The sequence below is a fragment of the Rheinheimera mangrovi genome (assembly GCF_003990335.1).
Taxonomy (GTDB): Bacteria; Pseudomonadota; Gammaproteobacteria; order Enterobacterales; family Alteromonadaceae; genus Pararheinheimera; species Pararheinheimera mangrovi.
Genome location: NZ_CP034683.1, coordinates 2,080,988 through 2,105,632, shown reverse-complemented (window position 1 = coordinate 2,105,632; position 24,645 = coordinate 2,080,988). Strand labels below are relative to the sequence as shown.

Here is a 24,645-nt window from a genome sequence, read left to right as displayed (position 1 = left end):
GTTCAAACAGGACAAGTAGAAGAACAGGGTTAAAAACCCTGCTTAATATTGATTAGATGATTGATTTATAATGAATTAGCTTACTAACTTCGAGTTAAAATACTGAGGGTCATTTGATAAAGTAAATTGAAGACCAGGTTCGACCCTCTGCGCAGAAAGGATCCAATGGTGTGTCACTGCAATTTCCTGACAGATAGCTAAACCCAAACCTGCACCACTGTCCAGCCGATGTGCTCCGCGCCAAAAACGATTAAAAAGCTGCGGTAATTCATCCTCTGTCACGCCCGGGCCAAAATCTCTGACCGTTAAGCTGTCAGGAGATAAAGTAAGTAGCACTTCTGTGCCTGCTGGCGCATGCTGAATCGCATTTTCGATCAAGTTTTTCAATAAGGTAAACAAGGCGCCTTTGTCCGCTTGCCACTCTGCGCCGTTGCTTTGATCATTTAAGCTTAGCTTTACAGCAGCAGCGTCGGCCATACGCTGCAGATAAGACAAGGCCTCGCCTGCAATCTTAGAGAGCACCACAGTACAAAATTTATAGTTTTGTTCTTCGCTGACTTCAGTTAACAGCAGCAGTTGCTGCACCTGACGTGACATGTACTTAACGTCGCTTAATAACCAGTCGCGCTCCTCATTTTCCGGCATCAATTCAAGCTGAGCACGGATCAAGGCCAGTGGTGTTTTGAGTTCATGTGCTGCTGTCGCCAAAAACTCCTGTTGCAAACGGTACCCCCGCTCCAGCCGGTCCAGAGCTATGTTAAAACTCCGGACCAAAGGTGCAATTTCAGTCGGCACATGGTCTTCCTGTAAACGTTCCTGTAAAGAGCGTGGCGATATCAAGGCTGCTGCCTGAGATAATTTGAGCAAAGGCCGCAAGGTGTAACCCAGAGCAAAATGCACGCAGGCACCAAACACAAAAAACAGCACTAAAGATAATAAAATCAAGCCATCTTCGATAAAACGTAAGGCAAAGGTATCATGGGCGAAAAACATAAATCGTCTGCTGACTGCGACCTGAAAAAACCAGGCTTTGCCATTATGTACTCTGACTCCATTAGCAGCATCCATTGTGATGCCATTTTGTTGAAACTCAAAGGGGCCGGCTTTTAACGGTAGTTTATCCGCTTCAGACCAAAACTCCGGAGCGGCCCTGGAAGCAAGAGCAACCTGCCCGTTTTGATCCATGACTCTAAAGGCTATTTCGTTATACAAAGTCTCAAACAACCAAAGATATTCTTCGTCAGCGACCTGAACAGGAACACCTTGTGCATTAAACTGCAGATTTTCTGCTAATTCGCCGGAAAAATCATTGATATCGTTTTCTGACAAAATATTGCTCTGAAACCCGAGTGCCGCCAATACCACTAAAGCAATCAGACTGACGCTGAGGATCATGCCGGCCACATAAGCCAACTGCATTTTGACACTAATGCTATTGCGGTGCAGCCTTCTTACCAAACGCATCATATCCAACCTCTGACACCGCAGTTGCTTATGCATTCTGGTCTCAACAAGCGCCTTAATTCCATTCCCTTGCACCTAAGCTATTCAGGTATTTTTGGCTCAACAAGCGCATAGCCTACTCCTCTGACATTGATGATCTGATGGCGCGAGCCAATGGTGAGTAGTTTTTTGCGAATACGGTGTAACACCACATCCAGCGCATTGGGTGTCACGGCTTCGCTGAGGCCCCAGGCTGCGGCCTCTAACAAGTTATGTCGTACTGTCTCACCGGGTTTTCGCATCAGTACAAACAACACCTGCATTTCAGCCTGCGACAACAGCTGGCTTTTATCCGCACAGCAAATCAGGTTTGACGAAGGTTGCAGCAACAAATCGCCATAGCGGGGGTCCAGAGATTGAGTTTCAGCGGGCCGCCTGAGCAGGGCTTTTACCCGCGCCACCATTTCCTCCATCGCAAAAGGTTTGGACAGGTAATCATCTGCACCCGCTTCTAAACCATTGACCCTGTCGTGTAAGGCGTTACGTGCAGTCAATACTAAGCAGGGAATGCTGTTACCCGCAGCCCGCAGCCGTTGTAGTAAGTTCAGGCCATCGCCATCCGGTACTCCTCTGTCGAGCACCATGGCCTGATAAGGCATTTGCTGCAAGGCCTGCCAGGCATGATCAATACGTTCGAAGCTATCGACCACTATGCCGGCAGACGCCAGCCCCTTGCTGATCAGCTGCGCCAGGCGTTTATGATCTTCAAGCAGAAGAATACGGTTCATCAGAAACGGATGCTTTAGAAACGATAAATATAGCCCAGCATCACCCGGCTCTGTGTGGAACTATCGACCAGCGGGCTGTCCTTAATCTCAGTCGCCAGGCTGGTGACGGACAGATCCAGCATAATCATCTGTTTTTGATCAATCATATAAATACCACGCACCCCAACTTCAGTATTCAGCCCCGCTTCGCCCTGATAAAAAGCCCTGTCGATGTTGACCTCATCAGCGCGCACCCCATAGTAATAATCTACATAGTTTTTATCGACGCGGCTAAACACCACACGAGGTGCCAGCATATAACTGTCGCCAATATGCCATGTTCTCTCGAAGCCAAGATTGAACATGGAACCATCGCTATCCCCTGCCGCTTCGGTCAAGAACTCAAGGCTGACGTTAACAAATTCATTCTGCCATTCAGCTTGCGTGCCTAGCCAAAAACCGCCTTTGCGTTCTTCCATCCCATTAAGGATAGGGGTTTCGTCTGGATCATTGTCGGAAAAATCATATTCTCCCACCAAATTGAAGTTGAATTTGTTGGAATCATTCAGCTCGAAGCCAGGCAATTTATACTTCAGATTAGGGCCGAGCACCTCAATATACTCATTCTCATAAGAAATAAAAGGAATGACTTTGGTATCGCGGTCCATATCGGTATAAGCCTTTTGGCTGGACATCACACCTAAGCCCAAACCCCAGGACGATTCTTGCCCGCCATCAGACTGCTGGGCGGCAAGAGGTAAACAAAACAAAGCAATAGCCGCAGCCAGACTATGTTTAGCAAAGCTGCGTTTAGCAACATCAAAGGGTGATGACATACAAAGCTTCCTTTTGAATAATGGTCATTAAAACCACTTCATCATCTGCCTTCTGACTTACACAAAACTTACAACACCAGTTAAATTTTATTTTTTTGCTCTACCTGCCTCGTAAGTCTCCTGAAAGCTATTGCACCCGATAGTGCGGTATTCCCCCTTTTAGGATGAGATCACCAGATGCGTTTTCGTCAGTTTGTCATTAAAAAATCACGAATCTTCTTTGCTCTGTTCTGTCTGACTGCCCTGTTTTGTGCCGCCCTGGTTTTTAGCAAAACCCAATCAGCGGCTCAACAGCAAGATGACAACCCTGAGGAAACCCAACAAAACACCACAACAAAACCTGTGTTGACGGTCACAGCTACCCACCCACAGATGTCGATGGTTACTTCAACGATTTCGGCTCACGGCAATATTGTCGCTTGGCAGGAAGCCAGTATTGGCGCCGAAGCCGATGGTCTGCGGCTGACAGAAGTGAAAGTGAATGTAGGCGATCAGGTGAATAAAGGTCAGGTGCTGGCCGTTTTTTCCTCCGCCACCTTACAGGCTGAACTGGATTTAAGTCGTGCAGATAAAGCCGAAGCAGAAGCTTTATATGTTGAAGCCCAAGCCGACCTGAAACGCACAACAGAACTGAAATCCAACGGCGCTTTATCCAGCCAGCAAATTCAGCGTTACATCACAGCAGCACAGTCGGCCAAAGCACGGCTGGAAGCCGCCAAAGCCAGACTCAAAACCCAGGAGTTGCGTTTGGCTCAAAGCCTGGTATTGGCGCCGGATCACGGCATTATCTCGGCCCGGACCGCCACAGTTGGCGCCGTATTACCTTCAGGTCAGGAACTGTTTCGCCTGATCAGGGGCGGCCGGTTGGAATGGCGTGCTGAGGTGTCTTCGGACGACCTTTCAAAACTCAAACCAGGTCAAAAAGCACTGATCACCTTAGCCGACGGCAGCAGTATTCAAGGGACTTTACGCATGCTCTCTCCTGTTGTTGATACTCAAAGCCGCAATGCACTGGTCTATGTCGATCTTCAATCCAAAGGCACAGCGCGCTCCGGCATGTTCGCCCGCGGACAATTTGAGCTTGGCTCCACAGAAGTTATGACCTTGCCATTGAGCGCCGTGCAACTGCGGGATGGTTTTAGTTATGTGCTGCATATAGGAGCGGATTCAAAAGTCATTCAAACCAAGGTAAACACAGGCCGTCGCACTGCAGATCGGATAGAAATCACCAGTGGTCTGAAGCTTTCAGATCAGGTGGTTGCAACAGGAGGTGCATTCCTTGGTGATGGCGATTTGGTCAGAATGATTGCAGAAAAAAACTCCGCTGAAATGGCAGCCGACACCTATCTAGGCGCCGACGCTGGCCCAATGATGTAACAGGACTCTCAGATGAATTTGAATATATCGAGCTGGGCCATACGAAACCCCACTCCAGCCATTTTGTTATTTGTTTTATTAACTTTCGCAGGTTTATTAAGTTTTCAGTCAATGAAAGTTCAGGATTTGCCCGATCTTGAACTGCCGACAGTGACAGTCACGGCCTCTTTACCTGGTGCCTCTCCTTCACAACTGGAAACCGATGTAGCGCGAAAACTGGAAAACGCTTTCGCCACAGTGCAAGGAATCAGGCATATTTACAGCAACCTGACGGAAGGTGAAGCCACACTCACTATTGAATTCAGGTTAGAGCGGCCCATTCAGCAAGCTTTAGATGATGTGCGTGATGCGGTCGCCAGAGTCAGAGCCGACTTGCCAGCTGATTTACGTGACCCTGTCATTAAAAAAGAGGAACTCTCAGGCTCCCCTATTCTGACCTATAGCATTGCCTCGTCACAGTTGGATAACGAGGCCTTATCCTGGTTTGTCGACAATGACATCAGCAAAACCCTGCTGGCGGTCAGAGGGGTTGGCTCTGTCAGCCGGGTGGGCGGTCTAAGCCGGGAAGTTCGGGTGGATCTCGACCCAAACCGCCTGCTGGCTTTTAATACCACTGCCGCTGATATTTCGCGCCAGTTACGCCAAATCCAACAAGAAGGATCCGGAGGTCGCACCGACTTTGGTGGTATGGAGCAGTCCGTCCGAACTATTGCTACTGTCGGCTCAGCAGAAGAAATCTCCTCTTTAGACATCAGCTTAAGCGATGGCCGTCGTATCCGGCTGGATCAGGTCGCCCATATTTCTGACACCGTATCTGAACCACGTTCTGCCGCATTTTTAAATGGCGAAACCGTGGTAGGTTTTGAAATTGTACGGGCACTTGGTTACGGCGAACTTGAAGTGGCGGAGGGTGTTCGTGCAGCTTTAACGCACCTGAAGCAACAAAGACCAGATATTCAGGTGACTGAAGTCTTTAATCTGATCGACCCTGTCACTGAAAACTACGATGGGTCAATGCAACTGCTGTACGAAGGGGCTTTGCTGGCTGTTATCGTCGTATTCCTGTTTCTGCGGGACTGGCGGGCTACCTTCATCGCAGCTACAGCCTTGCCACTTTCTGTGATCCCGACCTTTGCAGTGATGCATCTGATGGGCTTTAGCCTCAATACCGTCACCCTGCTGTCTTTGTCTTTGGTGATTGGGGTATTAGTGGATGATGCCATAGTTGAAATTGAGAATATAGAACGGCATTTATTGATGGGAAAACGACCGTTTCAGGCAGCCATGGAAGCAGCGGATGAAATAGGTTTGGCGGTGATTGCCACCACTTTTACGCTCATTGCCGTATTTCTACCCACAGCTTTTATGAGTGGCGTGATTGGTAAGTTTTTTGTGCAGTTTGGCTGGACAGCTGCAGTTGCAGTGCTGTTCTCCTTGCTGGTCGCCCGTTTGCTAACGCCCATGATGGCGGCGTACCTGTTAAAAGCCCCACAACACTTAACCAAACCAGAACCAGGCTGGATCCGCTATTACCTGCAACTGATGCACTGGTGCTTAGCCCACAGACGCATCACAGCCACTGCGGCTCTTGTCTTTTTTTGTGGTGGTTTATTTTTGGCGACTCAACTGCCAGGTGACTTTATGCCGCCAGACGATAACCAACAAACCCAGGTCACTCTTAACCTTCAACCCGGCACCAGACTGCAGGAAACCATCAGCCTCGCTGAACAAGCCCGCAGCATTGTTGCGAAGCACCAGCAGGTTAAACAGGTATACACAGCAATAGGCTCTGGCAGCTCGGGTGAAGAGGATGAAGGTGGTAGTTCTGCCTCTGGCGTCGGTACAGCCGTATTAACCTTAACTCTGACCCACCGCAGCGAACGCTCAGGAGTGCACAAACAGCAGATAGAACAAGAATTAAGGCAGATGCTGGCAGTGGTGCCTGGAGCGCGCATCAAAGTGGGTTTGGGAGCCGGCGAAAATTATTCGCTGGTGCTTGCCAGTGAAGATAGCCGTTTACTGGAGCAACATGCGCTGCTGGTGGAGCGTGATCTTCGCACTATCCCAGGTATTGGGGCCGTGATTTCCAGCGCCAGCTTAGTGCGGCCGGAGCTTATTATCAGACCTGACTTTACTAAAGCGGCCGATCTGGGAGTGACCTCTTTTGATATTGCCGATACGCTGCGGATTGCGACAGCAGGCGATTATGATCAGGATTTGGCCAAACTGAATCTGAGCAAACGCCAAATTCCTATTGTGGTTAGGCTCAATGATACAGCCCGCGCCGATTTTGAAACACTCAAACGCTTGCCTGTTCCTGGTGCTCGCGGGCCTGTGGCTCTTGAAAATGTGGCTACATTGCAGCTCAGCAGTGGCCCATCGCAAATTTCCAGATTCAATCGTATGCGCAATATTAACTTCGAAGTGGAGCTGAATAACCAGGCCTTAGGTGATGTTGAACAAGCCATACTGGCATTACCCAGCATAAAAAACATGCCCACTGGTATATCGCAAAATGCCTTGGGTGACGCCGAAATGATGGGCGAATTAGCAACTGGTTTTGCCATTGCCATGCTGACCGGTGTGCTTTGTATTTATATGGTGCTGGTGCTGCTGCTCAAGGAAGTGTTTCAGCCACTGACCATTTTAACTGCTTTGGTATTGTCTGTGCCTGGTGCCTTTCTGGCGCTTTTTATCACAGGGTCCACATTGTCACTGCCCGCCATGATTGGCTTGATTATGCTGATGGGCATAGCCACCAAAAACTCCATTCTGCTGATTGACTACATCATCATTGCCCAAAGCGAACATCAGCTCAGCCAAAGGGACGCCATAGTGGATGCCTGTCGCAAGCGTGTCCGCCCTATAGTGATGACCACTGTCGCCATGGGAGCTGGCATGCTGCCGATAGCCCTTGGCATGGGAGGCGACCCGAGCTTTCGCGCCCCTATGGCCATAGTGGTGATTGGTGGCCTTATTACTTCTACTTTTCTGAGTGTACTGGTGATCCCCGTGCTGTACAGCTATGTCGATGACGGCGTGCAGCGGCTAAAGCGCTTGATTTCGCGTAACCAGATCACCGCAACAGCAGCTACGCGTAACCAATCGCTATGAAAACTATGCAGATAGTCCTCTTAACCCAGCTATCCAAAACCACTATTAGTTCAGGATTTTAATATGAGTCTTAGCCTTTTTATTGTCGCCATAGTCGCGCTCTACTGCATCGCCTCTGTGACTTATGTGTATCGCTGGCGTGGACAAAGGCGCTATCAGTCTCTGACCCAATACCTGCGAAAAAGCTGGCCTGTGTTTGCGCCACTAAATTGCCTTTTGTACATGACGACAAAAGCAGCAGCCCGTAAGAGCGTTTTAGATGCGGCCTACCTGAAGAATATTTCTGTACTCAGGGACAACTGGCCCATCATCAAAGAAGAAGCCTTAGCGCTGCGGGCAACCGGAGCATTTGAAGCTATCAAAACACCGGGCTCTGTCGGTTATTACGATGTAGGTTTCCGCACTTTTTATAAAAGAGGCTGGAGCAAATTTTATCTGATGTGGTACGGCACAACCCACAACTCTGCGCTGCGGTTGTGCCCACAGACTGTGGCTTTGCTGAAACAAGTGCCAGGCATACAAGGGGCGATGTTTTCTATTCTGCCACCAGGTTCAGAACTCAGCCTGCACTCAGACCCTATGGCCTGCTCATTACGCTACCATCTGGGCCTTTGCACACCAAACTCGGAAGACTGCTATATCAATGTAGATGGTGTTGTGTGTAGCTGGCAGAACGGCGAGGATTTTGTCTTTGATGAAACCTACCCTCACTATGCCAAAAACAACAGTCAGGCATCGAGGTTGATCTTAATGTGTGATGTAGAAAGACCAATGAATAGCTTTGGGCGGGTGTTTAACTTGCTATATCGCTTTATCATCAAAGGCACATTGGTGCCTAATACTGCAGAAGATAAAACAGGTGTGTTCAGCGCCCTGTTTGCATTCATTGCGCCTTTGCGTCAAAGCACACTGAAACTGCGTTCAGAACGACGTCGCCTATACAAAACACTTAAACTCACCCTGAATACCACGTTGCTGGCGATGTTGTTTGCCATACTGTTTGGATTTTTTAGCTTGTTTGAGGCGTTTTTGTCCGCACGCTTGTGGTTGTAGAGACGAAAGTTCATTGGAGTGACGAGCTGCCCTTAGAGGGCAGCAGGATCAGAGGCAAGGCTTGTAAACTAAACAGCAGTTTTCGCTCAACTCAACGTTAAATCGACGCAACCTCAATGTCGTCCTGATCAAAGCCAAAAACACTTCCATCAAAGTCTACCGACAGACGGCAGCTGTTACCCGGTGAAGATATCCGGACAATATGACCAACCTGACCATAACATTCGCTGGTTGAGTCCGTCACTATTACATCAAGACCCACAGTCCACAGTGGTTTTGTCATCAGTTTCTCCCGAATTGACGCCTGATTAATACAACAGGTACTAATCATTGGACGGGCATTGTACGTGAGTTGGTCTTTTAAAGCGAGATAAGCTTGCAACTGGACTATCGGCATGTTAATGAACCGGCCTCTGGCAGGCTGATTAATTAAGCTGGTCACGTATGGTCAAAGACGAAAAAAACGAACGAATTTAAAGTTTTTATTTGGGGTATCTTTATTGGTTTTTTTGAGAATAAAGTTTTATTTTACAAGGGTTTCGACAGAGGAAGATTTGGTGCGTCCTAGTGGATTCGAACCACCGCCCCCCACCATGTCAAGACATATAAATTACTTCCCCCCCCCCTTAAACACCCCAAAGCACCCTTAAACCCATACAAATCAAGCCACTTATGAATTTTCACAATGCAATCAATTGGGATTTAAGGGTGTTTTTTAGTGCTTTCAGCGTTAATTTGGTCACAATAAAGCAGGAATATAGAGGTGCCCAAAACAACCATTATACTGCTAAAATGGCAATAGCTTCCATGATAAGACTCATGATAGGCGCCATTCAGCGGTGACAGGCATAGGTGAAATTTGACAACACAGAAAAAAATAAGAATAAAAACCTATGCTGATTTTATATCATACCTGACAACAGATGTAACCCTGGTGTCGGTTGAACTACAAAATCTGCAATTAGCAGCGGTTGCCAATACCCTGATCCAGGCGGCCAATCTTGTTTCACTGTATAAAACCAGATCAAACCCGTCAGAACTATCAGAATCTGCGACCTCAGTGTTAACGCTGCAAAGCCCCCTGCTCTGTTACCCGGCAAAATCGTCAACCTCAGACCAACCAAAGTTTGAGGTATTCGGTGGTGTGATGACTTATCAGCGGCTCCTGACATGCCAGCAACCACAGTCAATGAAAATTCCAGTGCTGCTAATCCCAGATATACCAGCAGAGAAATTTCTCCGGTTGTATTGCCTGCACGATTTTACGCGAATGTTTCTGCATGATGCTCACAACACCGAATTAAAAACAGGACAAGGATGTGCCTCTGCAAGCTGATCCTTGCAATAAGGTCTAAACAGTTCGGCAGAAGTATCCACGGTTCTTTTATCTTCGTCATAAAAGCGGTGGCGCCCACACTAAAACCCAATCCGCCATTTTGGCTTTTGCCTGCTGGCTAAGTACTGTGCTAAATCCTGGTAATAGCCTGTGTCACCTGCGAATTCCACCACCTGACTGGCGGTTTGTAACCACTCTAATGTGCTGGCTTTATGCAGCGCCAAATGTGTTTCCAACATCTGTTGTTCTATCAATGCGTCTTCGCCGGATTCGATAATATGCTGCAATACCTGTTCGCTGACACTATCAACCAATCCTTTTAAATCAGCACCTGAATAATCCGCGCTAGATTCTGCCAGTTTGGTGATATCCAAAGTGGCGGTGGGTAACTGTTGCAGTAGCAATTGCAAAATAACCTGCCGCGCAGGCTGATCCGGCGGTGGCACAAACAGGCAACGATCAAAGCGGCCGGGGCGGCGAAAAGCGCTGTCGACGTCCCATGGCGCGTTTGTGGCGCCTAACACCAGCAGGTTTTCGTTATCACTTTGGGCGCCATCTAATTCGGCTAAAAATGCGTTAATAGTGCTGGTTAAGCCGCTATGTCGCATCAATCCACGTTTGCGGCCAAGCGCGTCTATTTCATCAATAAAAATCACTGCAGGCTTTGCGGCGCGGGCCGTGGTAAATAAAGCGGCGATATTTTTTTCGCTGTTGCCCACGTACATATCCAGAATGTCGTGAATACCCACATTAAAAAATGCGGCCTTGCATTCACCTGCGATAGCGCGGGCAAACATAGTTTTACCGCAACCGGGCGGGCCGTACAGCAGCAAACCGCCCCCTGCGGCTTTGTTAAATTTTTTAAACAGCTCCGGCCGCTTAAAGGGTTCGATAATTTTAATGCGGGCCAGTTGTTTTAAATCGTCCAGCCCGCCAATATCAGAAAAATGCAGGGTATGGCTTTTGTCCATCGGGCTAAATACAGCATCTGTGGTATCGCTTTGGCGAACAGGTAACTTTTGTGTATCCATAAACGCGCTTTACCTTATCCTTTGTTTATTCAATTTGCGCCTGCCCCAAGAGGCCAACGGCTGTAGCTTTTGCCAAAGTAACACTGAAGCTCCAAGCAACCATTGCAAAGCCAGCGCATATAAAGCGCCCACTATTAAAGCCGCTACACTATTGGCCACAGTTGGCTGCATGTCTTGCAGTACTAACAACGGAAACATCAGCATTAACCAACACCGGCTTGCCAGAGGGTAATGCCAGCCTAACGGCAGTGACAACAGCATAGCCGACAGCAATAAAGCATGCAGCCAGGCTGTGGACAAACCAGGCACAAACCAGCCGATTGAACCTAACAGGCTAAGCACAAAAGCCGCTATAACAGCCCAGCGCAACCGCTGTTGCAATTTATAATCTTGCCGCAACTGCGGGTCCGCTGGTTTAAGCTGTAACAACTGTTTCAGCCGTGCTGTGCCTTGCCAGGGCGTGTTCATTCTCGCCAGCAATTGCGCTGTATCACTGTCGGCAGGATGCTGTTGCAACAGCCGTTTCAGCACCAACCTGGCTCTGTCTGGCCTGTGGCAACCATAATTGAATAAAATAGCCAGCGTATGCAAGGCCGTTTTGTGAAACGGATGCTCTGCCAGTAGGTTATCCAGTACCTTTTTGCACTGCGCCAAACGCTGCTGGCTTAAATGCAGTAACGCCTGTTCGGCCATTAAATCGGGTTCTGCTGGAGCAAGCGCCAGGCCTTTTGCCACCGCCTGCTCCGCTGCTAAGTCATTGTTACTTAGCCGAAGCGCCTGAGCTTTCAGCAGCCAAAAATCAGAATGATCAAAACAAAAGGCTTGCGCGTCTTCACAGGCTTTTAATGCCTGTGAAGTATTGTTGCTATACAAATAGGCGGCAATGCGGTGCAAAGCGGCAGGCTGATGCTGCGGCGCTTCGCTTAACAACTGCTCACTGTGCTGTGCAAGCTGCTGATAACGCTCTAATTGCAGCAGTATGGTTAAGTGGCTGGCTTCAATCATTTAACACCATTACAACGCCTTTTGATCAGTGCTTTGGTTGGGATCAGTCTGTGCATTCTGTAGTTGCAGCACTGGCAGTGCCACAGAAACACAGCTTTTACTTTGCAAGTGCATCAGCAGCAATTGCAAAGTAAAAGCCAACAAGGCTGCGGCCAAGTTAAAATGAGCCAAAGGCAGCAAAGCCACAGACCACAGATACAGCAACCACTGCTTTTGCTGGCCAAAATACCAATTCCACTGCGCCCAAACTAAGTTAGCCAACCAAACCGCCGCTCCAGACAAGGTGAACGCAATACAAAGCGCTGCGTGCCAGGTTGGCGGGTGTGCTGGCAACAGATCCACCGCTACGCGATACAAAGCAGCAAAAACCAACAGCAACGCCACGCCATAGTGCAGAGTGACTGACATCAACAAATAAACCACCCAGCCCCCTCAACTTTTAACGCCAAAACAACACCCGAAACGGCATCAACAACAGCAATACCAACCACAAATAACTAAACCAGCTTACATAAACCACAGATCCAGCCCATAGCAGCAACAACACTGGTAACACCATTGCGGCAAACACCAGCGCTAAAACGCCAAAGCCCTGCGCTTCTTCGTTCAGGTCAAAATGACCATCTGCATCTGGCAATACCAGCGGCACTAAACTACCTGGTACTAGCTCTCGCAACGGCTTGACCTCTTCCGCACTCAAGTCGTGAAAACCTTCTTCACCATTGTGGCGATAATGCAAAACATACGCCTGCCCCTGTTTCATACCAGATGAACTAAAACGGCTGCCAGCCGACCAGTACTGGAAAGATTGCGATTGCAACTCAACAAACGCTACCTGCACAGTTTTATACAAATATGACCCTTGCCAGATGGCCGAGAGCATCAAGGCCAGGCACAACAAAGGGCCAAGTAGTACAACCGAGCTGAGTATCAGTTTAAATCTTGCTGGCGTAAGCCAGCGTGTTTTGTCGCTCATGGTTTACTTTCGAAGCTCTTACTAAAAAATCAGTGGGGTTTATCAAAAAGATTCGATTCAGGCCATTTAACTTTGTTGTACAGTTCATAAATAACCTGAATGAACTCGTTATTTTGCTGGTCATAATCCATAGAGCGGCCATTAAATAGCGCAACAACAGAATACTGGTTATCTATTTTTCCCATCAGAGTTGAGGTACCAGGTAGTGAACCATAGTGATACCACCAACCGCCAAGATAAAAATTGTGGAAGCTACCATCTTGTAATACGTCAGGTACTTTGGCGCTACGGTCGATACGGATCAGAATATTAGCTAAAGTTCGAACGTTCGCAGACATCCCACCTGCAGCGAGCATTCGTGGTAAGTTCATCACGTAAGGGGTTTCGCCGAACGCAGAGTAATACTGAACTTCGTTCTCTTTGCGCTCTGAAAGCAGACTGCCAGCTGCATATAGTTCAAAATCATCTAACCCTGAAAATAAGCGGTTTTTTAAGTAGATGTGTACTTTATCGCCAGTCAGCTTTTCAACGATTCGACCAAGAACCTGATAACCAAAATTCAGATAAGAGCTTTGTTGCCCAGGTACATACTGCAAACTTCGCACCTGTAGCATCTGGCGAAACAAATCGGATTCACTTAATTCTGTAGCTGAAAACATTACATCGTATGGTGTGTTTGTCCAACCAGAATTATGTCTTATTAAGTGATCGACAGTGATAGCGTCTGCGTTTGTTACATATGGTGTCTCTGCAAGGTCGTTATAAAGTATTCCTCCTTGCGCAAAGGGTTTTTCGTTCAGGCTTAGTTGGCCTTGCTCGACTAAGTGAAGAATAGCTAGCATTGTTAAAGGCTTTGAAACGCTAGCCAATCGGTAAGATTGCTCTACCTGGTGCAGGTTCGCATTGCTGCCATAATGTTTAAGGTAAACAAGTTGCTCGTTTTTTACTATTCCTACTACCCCTTGAGGAATTTGATACTTCTGTAAATAATCTTCAATAGCTTGATCAAACGTCTGAAACTCATCCGCAGTAAACCTGATAACTACTTCACAATTGTCTTGAAGATCTTTAATTTCGTATTGCTGCTGATTTATAACCCCATCACAGCCTGTAGCACTTTCAATGTAATAACCCGGCTTTGACTGCACAGTAAAAGTCACGTCTTTACCTGTTTTTGTGACCATCTCAGCGGGCAAAATAGAGCCACCATCACCCAAACGAGTCGTCACAGTTACATCCTTCTCGATCAGAGTTTGTCTGAACACCGCCGACACTTCACAATCTGCAGTAACACCAGCTGTTGTATAGATATTGTTTTGAAGAACACCGCCACAACCTGTAACACCTTCTATAAGGTAATTTGTATCCGGTACCAATGTGAAGCTCGTACTTTCTCCATGCTTGACAATAACGCTTTCAGGACTTACGTGGCCTCCTGCATTAGCAGTGGCTGTCACTGTGTAGCTAATTTGATTAAAACTCACCTGTACACTGCAAGCTTCTGTTATGGCTACAGTAGTGTAAATGTTATTAACTAAAATGCCGCCACACCCCGTCACTGACGCAATGGTATACCCCGTATTTGGTGTCACAGTAAAACTGGTGCTTTCACCAAAACTCACAGTGCGACTGTCTGGGCTAATGCTGCCGCCTTCGCTTGCTGTTGCAGTGACTATAAAACTATTCTGAGCAAAATTTGCCTGTACCGCACATGCCGCCGTGATTGCTGCCGTGGTATAGGTGTTACCAATCAAACTTCCGCCACATCCTGTCACCGTCGCAATGCTGTAACCCGCATTTGGATTCACAGTGAAACTGGCGCTATCACCATAACTCACAGTACGGCTGCCTGGGCTAATACTGCCGCCCTCGCCTGCTGTTGCAGTGACTATAAGACTATTCTTAGCAAAATTTGCCTGTACCGTACATGCCGCCGTGACCGCTGCAGTGGTATAGGTGGTACCAACCAAACTTCCGCCACAACCCGTCACTGAAACAATGCTGTACCCCGAATTTGGAGTCACTGTGAAACTGACACTATCACCATAACTCGCTGTACGACTGCCAGGGCTAATGCTGCCGCCTTCGCCTGCAGATGCTGTGACTATGAAACTGTTCTGAGTAAAGTTTGCCTGAACGCTGCATACTGCCGTGATCGCTGCCGTTGTATAGATATTACCAACCAAACTTCCGCCACATCCCGTCACTGTCGCAATGCTGTACCCTGTATTTGGAGTCACAGTGAAACTGGTGCTATCACCATAACTCACTGTACGACTACCTGGGCTAATGCTGCCGCCTTCGCCTGCGGTGGCCGTCACGGTGTAGCTGTTTTGGCTAAAACTGGCACTGACACTGCACGCTGCGGTAATGGGCCCGGTGGTATAGGTATTGCCATTTAAGCTACCACCACAGCCAGTCACATTATTGATGCTGTAGCCGCTATCGGCTATCACGGTAAAACTGGTGCTGCTGCCATGGCTTACCGTGACACTACCGGGGCTAATGTTGCCCCCTTCACCGGCAATAGCGTGAACCAAATAGCTATTCACGCTTGTACTTACGCCAACATGGCAGTTTTCAGTTATCGCCCCTGTTGTGTAAGTGTTGCCAACCAGGTCACCATTACAACCGCGTACCATATCAATACTATACTCAGCGGTTGTAGTGATAATAAAACTCGTTGTATCACCATGCGCTACTACGCTACTGGTGGGGGTTACAGCCGCACCTAAACTAGCACCAGTTGTTACTGTATAACTATTCCGTAGAGCCGGGCCACCCGGATCCCGAATAATGCCATTTATCTCACCATCAATATCGCCAAGTTGTCCATCGTAAATCGTAAGCAGCAATGTTTTGCGATCTGTTGAAATCTGGATCTGGGTGGGTGCTAATTCAAACCAGTCTGGCTCTGCGTCGGCGGAGGCTGGGCCGTATTTCCAATAGCTGACATTGTCGGGTAAGGCTTGTGGATAGGTAAATTCAACGCTAACTGCCCCACCGGCAACCTGATGAATGGCTCTGAAATCAAAAATGCCGAACGGGAAATTTATGCCCACTGGCGGTGGCATGGCAGGAGAGTTGGCATGGCCGGCTACCGGCAGAAAACCTTTACTGTCAGGATGAAAGTACACTTCCTCTGCGTTTTTCACACTGGCAGTTAACGGACCATCCACACCGGCTAATACCCCACTGATAGTAATTGGCGAAAAGGCAGCTTCCACCTGACAGGCCGCAGTGACAGGTGCGGTTTGGTATAACGCCCCATTCAGGCTTCCACCACAACCTGTTGCCTGCGCTAGTACATAACCATTGTTGGCGGTTAAGGTAAATTGCGCCACAGCGCCATGCTGTACCTTACTGCTACTGGGGGTAATGCTTCCGCCTTCGCCCGCTATAGCTGTTACCGTATAGCTGTTCAGGCTAAAACTGGCAGATACGGTGCAATTCGCGTTAATACTGCCTGTAGTGTAAGTATTGCCACTTAAACTGCCACCACAACCGCTAACATTCGCTAAAAGGTAACCACTGTTAGTTGATAGGGTAAAAGCCGCAGTTTGGCCGCTTTGTACGTTACGACTGGTAGGGGAAATGCTGCCGCCCTCTGTCACTACCGCATCAACGATATAGGAAACAGGCGTCACTGAGCCGCCGCTATCGTTAGTGGTTTTATCGCCACCGCCACAAGCTGAAAGCAGGCAGCTTGCCGTAACAATCCCTATAATACGAAACAAACCCAAGCGCACCATACCTGAAAGTCGCAACATAGCTTTCCTTAATTTACATTAGCCTTTATTCATCCAGCGCCACGGGATAAACAGAAATTACCCTTACATTCTTAGAGCCGCGCCAGCCGGTTTGCCAGTTTTGCCAATCACGTAGCCAACTCACTTTACGCCAGGTGCTGTCTTCATCATCATACAGCTCGATATCGCGGTCGCCGGAGTAACGCCATAAATATTCGCCATGGTTAGTGTATAAACGCTGGTTTGGGTAAAACGTTAATTCCACATAAGGTTCCTTACTTTCACTTAAGAGTACAATTCTGTAACCAGTGATATCAGAAATTTGCCAGCTTTTATTAATAAACGGGTAAATGGTTTTTACTCGAAGGTTTCTCGTCTCATTCGTCACTGAAAGATTGTATGTTGCGCCAAGTCGTAACATGCCATCTGCGGTGGTAAGCTCTAAATCACTTGTATCATCAATATAACTAAGCGATAACTTGGTTGCCGTTTGCTGCCATTCACCAGTGAATACATTAAAATATCCCCGCTCATCATCTTCGGCAGTAACACCTACACTATAAAATTCCATCCTGGGCTTTTCATCAAACATCATCACAATATGATTCTTTGGTTGCCCTTCCAGCTGAAACACTATCTGATGCTGCGCTAAATTAGGCAAAGCCACCGAGGCAATAGAGCCCGGTACCAGACTGGGGCCATCCCCAAAACCTGGCCAACCAGAAGATTCTCCGGCTCGCACCAACCGCACGCTGAGGTTGTTGGCGTTCTGAGGGATGGCAATACTACCACCATCGTGGAAATGGACGTACCACGCTTGGTCGCTACCGCCAGCATAGGGCGACGATGACCAGTAGCCCGTAGATCGCGTATTCGGGAATATTAATGCATTGAGGCTGGGGGCAGAGCAACGCTCTTCTACAATAGAGTCCAACTCCTTTATATTCGGTAGCCGCCAGTCACTGTATGTAGCAAAGCTATCGCCATCAGCCGCAGCCAATGCATTCTGCCAAGTATAGTTAGAGGCGACATTATAGCAGTCACCATTATGCCAGCTTTGCCCCAAGCTACAACGCATCCACATCAGTCCTGTTTTATTATGGGTCACAGTGCCATCGTTGTGAATGGTAAAATCTGTCACTGGGGTAGTAGCGGTGATAGCCGTATTTTCATTGTTGCAGGTAACGGCATAGGCCTGTGTGCTTAATAGCAACGACAGTGCCGCTAAATAGTTTTTGTTCATAGAATTCCTCTTTTTCAATTTCCAACAACAGTCGGTTGACATCACACAAGTGGGTAGCTTGTTCAGATGCCACACCATGTGCTCTCCGAAACCAAATCACTTAACCGTTCTCTGCCGTTTTTGCTGGATAATGTCGCCGCAATAGCTTCTAAGAGCATTATTGCTCTGTGCGCACCAACCGCACATGGCCCCAACTGTGATCGGGATCACTACCAGAACCGGCGAACATACTTAGGTCGCTAGCGCCGAAGCCATTACTACCATTGGTGAAACTGACGTTCCTCGCGACACCACTATATTCCTCATAATGGGAATAATAGGGCGACAACGACCAGAACCAACCAAATGGCGTATTGGGGAAATAATGGGTATCTATCGCAGGCATTATCTGACCATTATGCACTATACCCAATAGCTCTTTTTGGGTGGGCATACGCCAATCATTAGCGCCACATAAGCCTTGTTGATTAACAGCTTGAACAAAAGCATAGGTATCACAATCGCTGCCAGTGCAACTGCCGCCGTTTTGTGTACCAGCACTGCCGCCATTGGTGCTGTTATCTGGGTTATACCATGTATAAAAATGGTTCATATCCCGCAGGCCGCCATCGGTGGTTTTTACTTCCCAAATGAGGCCAGTATGGTTATCGCGCACACAACTCCATTCGGTCGCACTGGCTGGCAAGTCATTGCCGCTGGCATCGAGTTTGGTAAAGTCAAAACCAGCATCACCGCCACCCACTTTTTGCAACTGACCAGCACGGGCCAATGCATCGCGGCCATGTTCACCATCCTGACCGGCATAACCTTCTACCGGGCAAGCCAGATTATTTTGGACGCCATCAGCGCACCAGCTAATACCTGTGTCGTTTAGTTTGCCGCTGGCCGTAATTACTTCCGCAGGTACTGCACTGATTTCCCCACTGAAGTAGCTGTTATTGTCCAGAACCGCTTCCAGGCGCAGGTAATAGGTTTTACCGGTCTCTAAGCTCTCAATCTGCTGGGTTAAATCTGTAGTGTAGAACGATTGGCCATCCGGATAAGTTTCCACCTTGCTCGGGTCAAAACCTTGTTGACTGCTGATATAAACCCTGTAATTACTAGCCTTCAGGTCAACCCATTGCAGGTTCAGGCTGGTTTTGCTGGCTTTTACTGTTGGCTTAGGAATATGCACACTTTGTGCACTGAATAAACTGACGGAGCCTGAAGCCGTGCTCACCTGCAATTCCAACTGATAACTGCCAGCATTTTTCAGTTGCAGTTTTAATACTAAGCGACCATCTGCATTGCGGGTTAAGTTAGCAGTGAAAAGTTCATTGCCAAAACTTGCCAGCTCTTGCAGGTTCAGTTGGTATTCCTGACCATTAATATTCAGCATAAAACTGTAGCCATTGCCAAGCGCTAACGCATCGTCAAAATTAAGCAGTAACTCACAGGCACCTGAGCCATCACAGCCACTCAATAACTCTATTGGCAGTTCTGGCAACTGACTTACTACATTACTACGCAGGTATACCAACTGGCCTGAATTACTATTATTTGGTACTGCGAGGATCAGGTAATAATTCCCTTCCCCCGTTACTGCCTGACTCCACTTCTGTTGCAGGAATTTACTTACAGAGCCCACCTGACCGGAGGCGACCAGACTTTCTGGCTGACAGGAGCTGTCAACAGAGCGCGTCGCTTTAAGTTGCTGTGCATTGCCTCTGATGCGGCTTGTTTTGTATTCGTAGCCTTCAGCCAATTGATTCACTTTAACGCCATCAGGCAAGTTCACCCCACTCACCGCCTCACTACACGCATCTCCTTTCACCAGATACCACTGCACTTGATTTGCGTCTGGGTTAGCGGAAAGCATGGCAGCTAACATACTTGTGTCTTCATTAAGCTGAAGCTGGGATCTTGCTTCAAAATCAACATTAAACAAAGTCAGTTCGCCTGGGGTGAAGGTTAAAAAAGGCAGGTTCATCCGTCCTTGTTGATACTGCTGTAAACGAGTTCCAAGAAATACGCCTACATCTGTTGCCGTATTATTCAGATAAGCTGTGGTTATGGCATCCAGTAGTACGATCCGGTTCATTTGTGCCGGTAAAGTAACAGACTGTTCATCACCTTTACCTAGCCACACATCACCTAATTTCTGCCAGGGCCCATTCACTACTTTTTGTCCCCAAACAGCATGACTGGCGTTGTTTACACAAGAGTCGATCATCGAATCTTTAGTGCACAAGTAGTTAAATTGTCCTTCTGGCCGTTCTAACCTCAGTACCAGTTTGGTAGTGGTTATAGCGTTACCGAACTCATCTGAGTAATGATCATTTTTAAGTAAATAAGATTGCTCTTTCAGCACAGTGTTGTGAGATTTGGCATCGGCACTTTGGAAACCATAGTCTAATGTGACATAAACATGGCTACCGCTATCAAAGGTAGAGGTATCAAGAGTTGCACTGGTGCTGTCGAAATACAGACCTGGCGTTTTATGTTGCACAATACCTACGCCTACTTTGCTGTTATAGGCGGCAGTAAAATCTACATAGCTCAGTTCATCCACAGGTTCTGCTTTTGCATTGCTGGCATGCTCCCACAGAATAGGGTTTGTGAGGTTGTCCGTTTTTGAGAACGTACCACGTTGTCGCTTGTAACTTTGAATTTCGTCCTCAAGCTCTTCAGGAGTCAGGCTAAAGTGTATATTGTTATTGCCAAAGACAGGCCACTGTGCAACGGGTCTGCTTTGACTAATACAGCCAGCATCAGTTAGAGGGCAATGACGGACAACCCAATCAAAATGAGCCTCTTTATCAGAGTTTTCAAGCCACCCTTTGAACTCTGTATTGTTGCTATCAAACAACAGCTGATTTTCATAACTAAAACTGGTATTTGCAGTGAGCAATGTGTGGTTGATCTTTACATCTTTGGATAACAGATAGCCCAACTGGTAATCCGAGTCTGCCGCCGCTATTCTAGAAAAAGAGCCAAGAGCCGGGGCATGATGAGTAGCAATAATTCCTTTGATATTGTCGCTATCTGCGCCCTTACCGGGGAATGCCAGATAACTGACATGATCCAGCGCAGGTAAAGCACTGGATACTTGCCATTGACCGCCAACTTTTGCAAATTGCAGACGGATTTCTGAAGGTTTAGTGGCCCAATCCCATGCCATAGCACCAGCGGCATTGCCTGTTTGCGCCAGTCTCACACCTATACCAAAAGGTCCCATAGCTGCAGTAGCGGCCTGCTTGGCGATTATTTCAGCTATTTTGGCTTTAACCTGCGAACCAGCTTCCTCACTTACAGTGCTAAGCACTGCAAGAAAAGACCCTAATTCAGACACAGATATATCGGTGCTTTGCCCTGCCAGCGCTTTGGCAACTTTGGCACTTACATCTTGAAAAGTGGTTAGTTTTGCTAGCCAATCTTCACCCAATAAGCCAGTTGAACACTTAAGTAATTCCGTACCACCTTGCTTAGCATAAAGTTTAAGGCCATTTTTTAAGTAGCTTTCCGGATTACCATAGTTGGTTTTATAGTAAGGGTTAATGCTGCTGTATGTAGCCGCATTATTGTTAAACGATTGAATGTAATGCTGACGGTAATAGGCGTATTTGGCCAATTCTTTAATTAAATACTGACGTTGACCCTGTGCCGTTTTAATGACTTTACCGTGCTGACTGTCATCGGCAGCTGTACATTGTTCAAACAGCCACTGAGTTACATAGACTCCTGCCGAATTGCCGACCAAAGTGGCGAGAAAACTACCTGAGGTGTTTGGCCTTTGTTGCTCGGGCCTTACTAACAGCAAGCGAGGATCTTTTAAAGCTAGCTTCAAGCCTTCTTTTAACGTACTTACAGACAATGTCGCTTTGGAAAATGGGCTAGTGCCATAAAAATCCGGCTCGGTAATTGTGGTAGTATGGCCCAGAGATTCAAGCGTAGCGCGAAGTGACTCGGTCGCGTTTCTGGCACGACTTACCCCCAGGCAAAAATCAACTCCGGCAGCAGCGTCAAAGCCGGGGACAGCAAGTTGCTCAGATCGACCTGTAGTTTCCACACCTAAATCATACAATTCACAAGCAAGCGCAGTACTGCTTAGCATTGTGTCAGAGAAACCAAATAGCTTATCGGCCATATCAGTGTGCTGTTTGATAAACTTCGCTGACTTAGTTTGTTGCAAGGTGTTGTTCATTAACTTGCCAAGCCCGGTTGAACCCGAAACTATGGAAAGGATATTGATAGTGTTGTATAGATTAGGAACGCTCAGAACCCGGCCATTTACACTTTTGTTGTAATACACATAAGTTGCGGTTTGGTATTCACTGATATCAGTATCTGTTTTGACACTGGAATTTGTTATTTTGTCCGTGGTGAGAAAACCTATGCCTTTAGAAGGTTCAATGGCTGCCCCGCTCCAAAAATATGAAAATAACGAGGCATCAAGGTCTGATTCTTTATGCACGGCATAGTATAGGCTGGTGCTGTTTTCTACATCCATTCGAATATTGGCATCAGAGCCATCATGAGTAATGGTTCCGTCCAAGACATTCGGGATTAACTTCAGTTTTGTTGTGGCAGAGGTCGCTGCTTGTGCACCTGCTTGGTTTGATGCTTTACGTCCTAAGGCTTGAGCTGATGGTTTTGCCTGCACAGCAGCGCTTGCCAAAACTGACAGTTGATGCTGCTGTTCATCCGTTAGTTGCTGTTCAGAGACTGCAGCTAGCGCTTGAATGCTAGTTTGAATTAGCTCATTAAAAGGGTCCACCTCGCCAGCTTTGAGCTGTTCAGAGAACACCTTGACCACATTGATGAATTCTTGATCGCCAACCAGGCGGTTTGCCAGCTTTAACTTTTCAGTATCAGGCAACAATGCTAGCGTAAGTGATGAAGTAAAAATCTGCCTCAATATCGTGGTTTCGGCAGTCAACTGCGTTTTCCATGGACCAATATTAAAACCATATAACAAGGGCGTAGCTAATGCCGTATTAACTGCTGTGCCTTCTGAGTCTGAATAGGTGTATGCAAAATTTTCGATGTATACAGTATCGGCAAAATGTGAAGTGGTTTGCCCATCGTTGCTTAATGAAAAAACCTGGTAAGTTCTTTCTGGCAATTCAGTGGCTCGTTCAGCCAGAATAGGTGCAACCACTGCCGGATCATGAGCCACAGGTTCTGGAGTTTTAAAGTTAGCTTTTGGAAAATATTGCTTCCAGTTTTCATCATCTAAGGCGCCATCGCTCATGTCAGCAACAAGCGTATTGCTAAAGGCAGCGCTGGTCATAGCGGTTTGCAGTAGCGTAACTAACTCCTGACTATTAATTCCATCTATAACCTGATTGGTGTTAAAAGCCACAAATGGATCTTCAGCACTGGCAAGTCCTAATATCTGCGTGATGGTTTGATCTGCAAGTTGTTGATTCTCCTCTACAGTGCCCGAATAGAGCTTGGCAAGTTGCTGCCTGAGTTGCTGCCACGGCGAAACAATGCAATTTGCCCCCAAAGGGCACTGTACGGAGATAGTATTGGCCGGAAGTTGACCAGAGTTTGTTTTCAAGTTGTAAATATTGAGGTTGGCAGACTGCGCATTAAGATCTGCAACAACTAACTCAAACCTGCCGTTGTCATCCAACTCCTTGCTTTCTGTTGCAGTGCTGTTTGGCAAACGGATTTCAGCTGTGCCTCCGGCTAATGATCCCAGATATACTGTAACAACGCTTCCTTGACTCACTTGTTTAAAGCTTGCATTTACAGTACAGGCTTCTGTTATTAAATCAGTTTGATACTCCTGACCGTTGAGCGTACCTTTACAACCAGTAACATTATCTATTGCAAAATGTGGCTCGGGTTGAATAGTAAAGCTGACTTTTTCCCCATACTTAACCAGAGGATTTTCTGGTGTAATTGAGCCACCTGCCGAAATCTGCGTCGTGACTTTAAAACTATTAAGTTCAAACGAAGCATTAATTTCACAATTAGCAGTGATAACTCCTGTGGTGTATATGTTTCCGTTTAAACTACCACCACAACCCGTCACTGAGCTGATGCTGTATCCGGTTTCCGGAGTAAGAGTAAAAGTTGTAGTGCCGCCATAAGTTACACTTTGCGACGCTGGGCTAATGCTACCACCCTCTCCTGATGTTGCAGTGACGCTGTAACTGTTCAGAGTAAAGCTGGCTTGCACGCTACACACCGCATTGATTGTGCCAGTGGTATAGGTGGTACCGCTCAAACTGCCATTACAACCTGTTACGCTGCCAATGCCATAGCCAGTATACGGGGTGACGGTAAAACTGGTTGTCTGGCCGCTTTGTACTGTACGACTACGTGGTGAAATGCTACCTCCAGCCCCAGCGGTGGCGGTCACGCTAAAGCTGGTAACCTCTTCAGGCTCATTATCTTGTTTGCCCCCAAAACAACCCGTCAGTCCAATACTTAGCAGTACAGGAACCAAGATGCTTTTGTAATTGTTATAGCTTCGCTCTTTGGCGGTTGTTTGTTGCATCTGTCACCCCATAGACAATGTTTAAACCACAGACCTTGATTGTGAACCAACGCCTTAACCTGAGTATTTCACTGTGATTTCGCCTTTAATAACAAGGCACGTAATTGCGGCTTATTCTTCTGTCGTTGTTAAAAATATTTTTTCGATGGAACTTTGTTACCAAAACTTTGATACCAAAGCCTGACTTACCGCGAGCCAATACAAAATTCAGTATATTTGGGG

At 47.3% G+C, this 24,645-nt stretch carries 15 protein-coding genes; 4 read left to right on the top strand and 11 right to left on the bottom strand.

Going from position 1 to position 24,645, the window contains the following annotated elements; all coding sequences use genetic code 11:
- Window positions 1-75 precede the first annotated feature (75 nt).
- The 3 genes from EK374_RS09480 to EK374_RS09470 form a co-directional block, all read right to left on the bottom strand.
- Entirely contained in the window at window positions 76-1,467 is a 1,392-nt protein-coding gene (locus tag EK374_RS09480) for a sensor histidine kinase (RefSeq protein ID WP_206099323.1), read from the bottom strand.
- A gap of 77 nt (window positions 1,468-1,544) precedes the next feature.
- Window positions 1,545-2,231, bottom strand: a complete 687-nt coding sequence (locus EK374_RS09475) for a response regulator transcription factor (protein WP_127022454.1) — start codon at window positions 2,229-2,231, stop codon at window positions 1,545-1,547.
- A gap of 14 nt (window positions 2,232-2,245) precedes the next feature.
- Window positions 2,246-3,046, bottom strand: coding sequence for a MipA/OmpV family protein (locus EK374_RS09470; RefSeq protein ID WP_127022451.1), 801 nt, complete (start codon window positions 3,044-3,046; stop codon window positions 2,246-2,248).
- A gap of 177 nt (window positions 3,047-3,223) precedes the next feature.
- Here EK374_RS09470 and EK374_RS09465 point away from each other — a divergent pair, with 177 nt between their 5' ends.
- The 3 genes from EK374_RS09465 to EK374_RS09455 all read left to right on the top strand — a co-directional run bounded on the left by EK374_RS09465 (window position 3,224) and on the right by EK374_RS09455 (window position 8,590).
- Window positions 3,224-4,423, top strand: coding sequence for an efflux RND transporter periplasmic adaptor subunit (locus tag EK374_RS09465; RefSeq protein WP_127022448.1), 1,200 nt, complete (start codon window positions 3,224-3,226; stop codon window positions 4,421-4,423).
- 12 nt (window positions 4,424-4,435) lie between these two features.
- A complete protein-coding gene (locus tag EK374_RS09460) occupies window positions 4,436-7,537 on the top strand; it encodes an efflux RND transporter permease subunit (protein ID WP_127022445.1) in 3,102 nt (1,033 codons plus the stop codon).
- Window positions 7,538-7,600: 63 nt separating this feature from the next.
- Window positions 7,601-8,590 carry an aspartyl/asparaginyl beta-hydroxylase domain-containing protein gene (locus tag EK374_RS09455; RefSeq protein ID WP_127022442.1) on the top strand — a complete coding sequence of 330 codons (990 nt, stop codon included), beginning with the start codon at window positions 7,601-7,603 and terminating at the stop codon, window positions 8,588-8,590.
- A 97-nt stretch (window positions 8,591-8,687) separates the two neighbouring features.
- Here EK374_RS09455 and EK374_RS09450 read toward each other — a convergent pair whose 3' ends face one another.
- Window positions 8,688-8,873 (bottom strand): hypothetical protein, encoded by a 186-nt coding sequence (locus EK374_RS09450; RefSeq protein WP_127022439.1) that lies wholly within the window; start codon window positions 8,871-8,873, stop codon window positions 8,688-8,690.
- Between the two features lie 576 nt (window positions 8,874-9,449).
- Here EK374_RS09450 and EK374_RS09445 point away from each other — a divergent pair.
- On the top strand, window positions 9,450-9,926 hold the full coding sequence (locus tag EK374_RS09445) for a hypothetical protein (RefSeq protein ID WP_127022436.1): 477 nt from the start codon (window positions 9,450-9,452) through the stop codon (window positions 9,924-9,926).
- 80 nt (window positions 9,927-10,006) lie between these two features.
- Here EK374_RS09445 and EK374_RS09440 read toward each other — a convergent pair whose 3' ends face one another.
- The 7 genes from EK374_RS09440 to EK374_RS09410 all read right to left on the bottom strand — a co-directional run bounded on the left by EK374_RS09440 (window position 10,007) and on the right by EK374_RS09410 (window position 24,423).
- Complete coding sequence (locus EK374_RS09440) at window positions 10,007-10,957, bottom strand: ATP-binding protein (protein WP_127022433.1); 951 nt, start codon at window positions 10,955-10,957, stop codon at window positions 10,007-10,009.
- Between the two features lie 9 nt (window positions 10,958-10,966).
- On the bottom strand, window positions 10,967-11,962 hold the full coding sequence (locus EK374_RS09435; protein ID WP_127022430.1) for a tetratricopeptide repeat protein: 996 nt from the start codon (window positions 11,960-11,962) through the stop codon (window positions 10,967-10,969).
- A 9-nt stretch (window positions 11,963-11,971) separates the two neighbouring features.
- Window positions 11,972-12,385, bottom strand: a complete 414-nt coding sequence (locus EK374_RS09430) for a hypothetical protein (protein ID WP_206099322.1) — start codon at window positions 12,383-12,385, stop codon at window positions 11,972-11,974.
- A 16-nt stretch (window positions 12,386-12,401) separates the two neighbouring features.
- Window positions 12,402-12,938, bottom strand: a complete 537-nt coding sequence (locus tag EK374_RS09425; RefSeq protein WP_127022424.1) for a hypothetical protein — start codon at window positions 12,936-12,938, stop codon at window positions 12,402-12,404.
- Window positions 12,939-12,967: 29 nt separating this feature from the next.
- On the bottom strand, window positions 12,968-16,708 hold the full coding sequence (locus EK374_RS09420; protein WP_127022421.1) for an InlB B-repeat-containing protein: 3,741 nt from the start codon (window positions 16,706-16,708) through the stop codon (window positions 12,968-12,970).
- Window positions 16,709-16,733: 25 nt separating this feature from the next.
- The gene (locus EK374_RS09415; RefSeq protein WP_164731851.1) at window positions 16,734-17,930 is read right to left on the bottom strand and encodes an Lcl C-terminal domain-containing protein; all 1,197 of its coding nucleotides are present in this window, start codon (window positions 17,928-17,930) and stop codon (window positions 16,734-16,736) included.
- A 157-nt stretch (window positions 17,931-18,087) separates the two neighbouring features.
- Window positions 18,088-24,423, bottom strand: a complete 6,336-nt coding sequence (locus tag EK374_RS09410) for a DUF1566 domain-containing protein (protein ID WP_127022415.1) — start codon at window positions 24,421-24,423, stop codon at window positions 18,088-18,090.
- Between the last annotated feature and the right edge of the window lie 222 nt (window positions 24,424-24,645).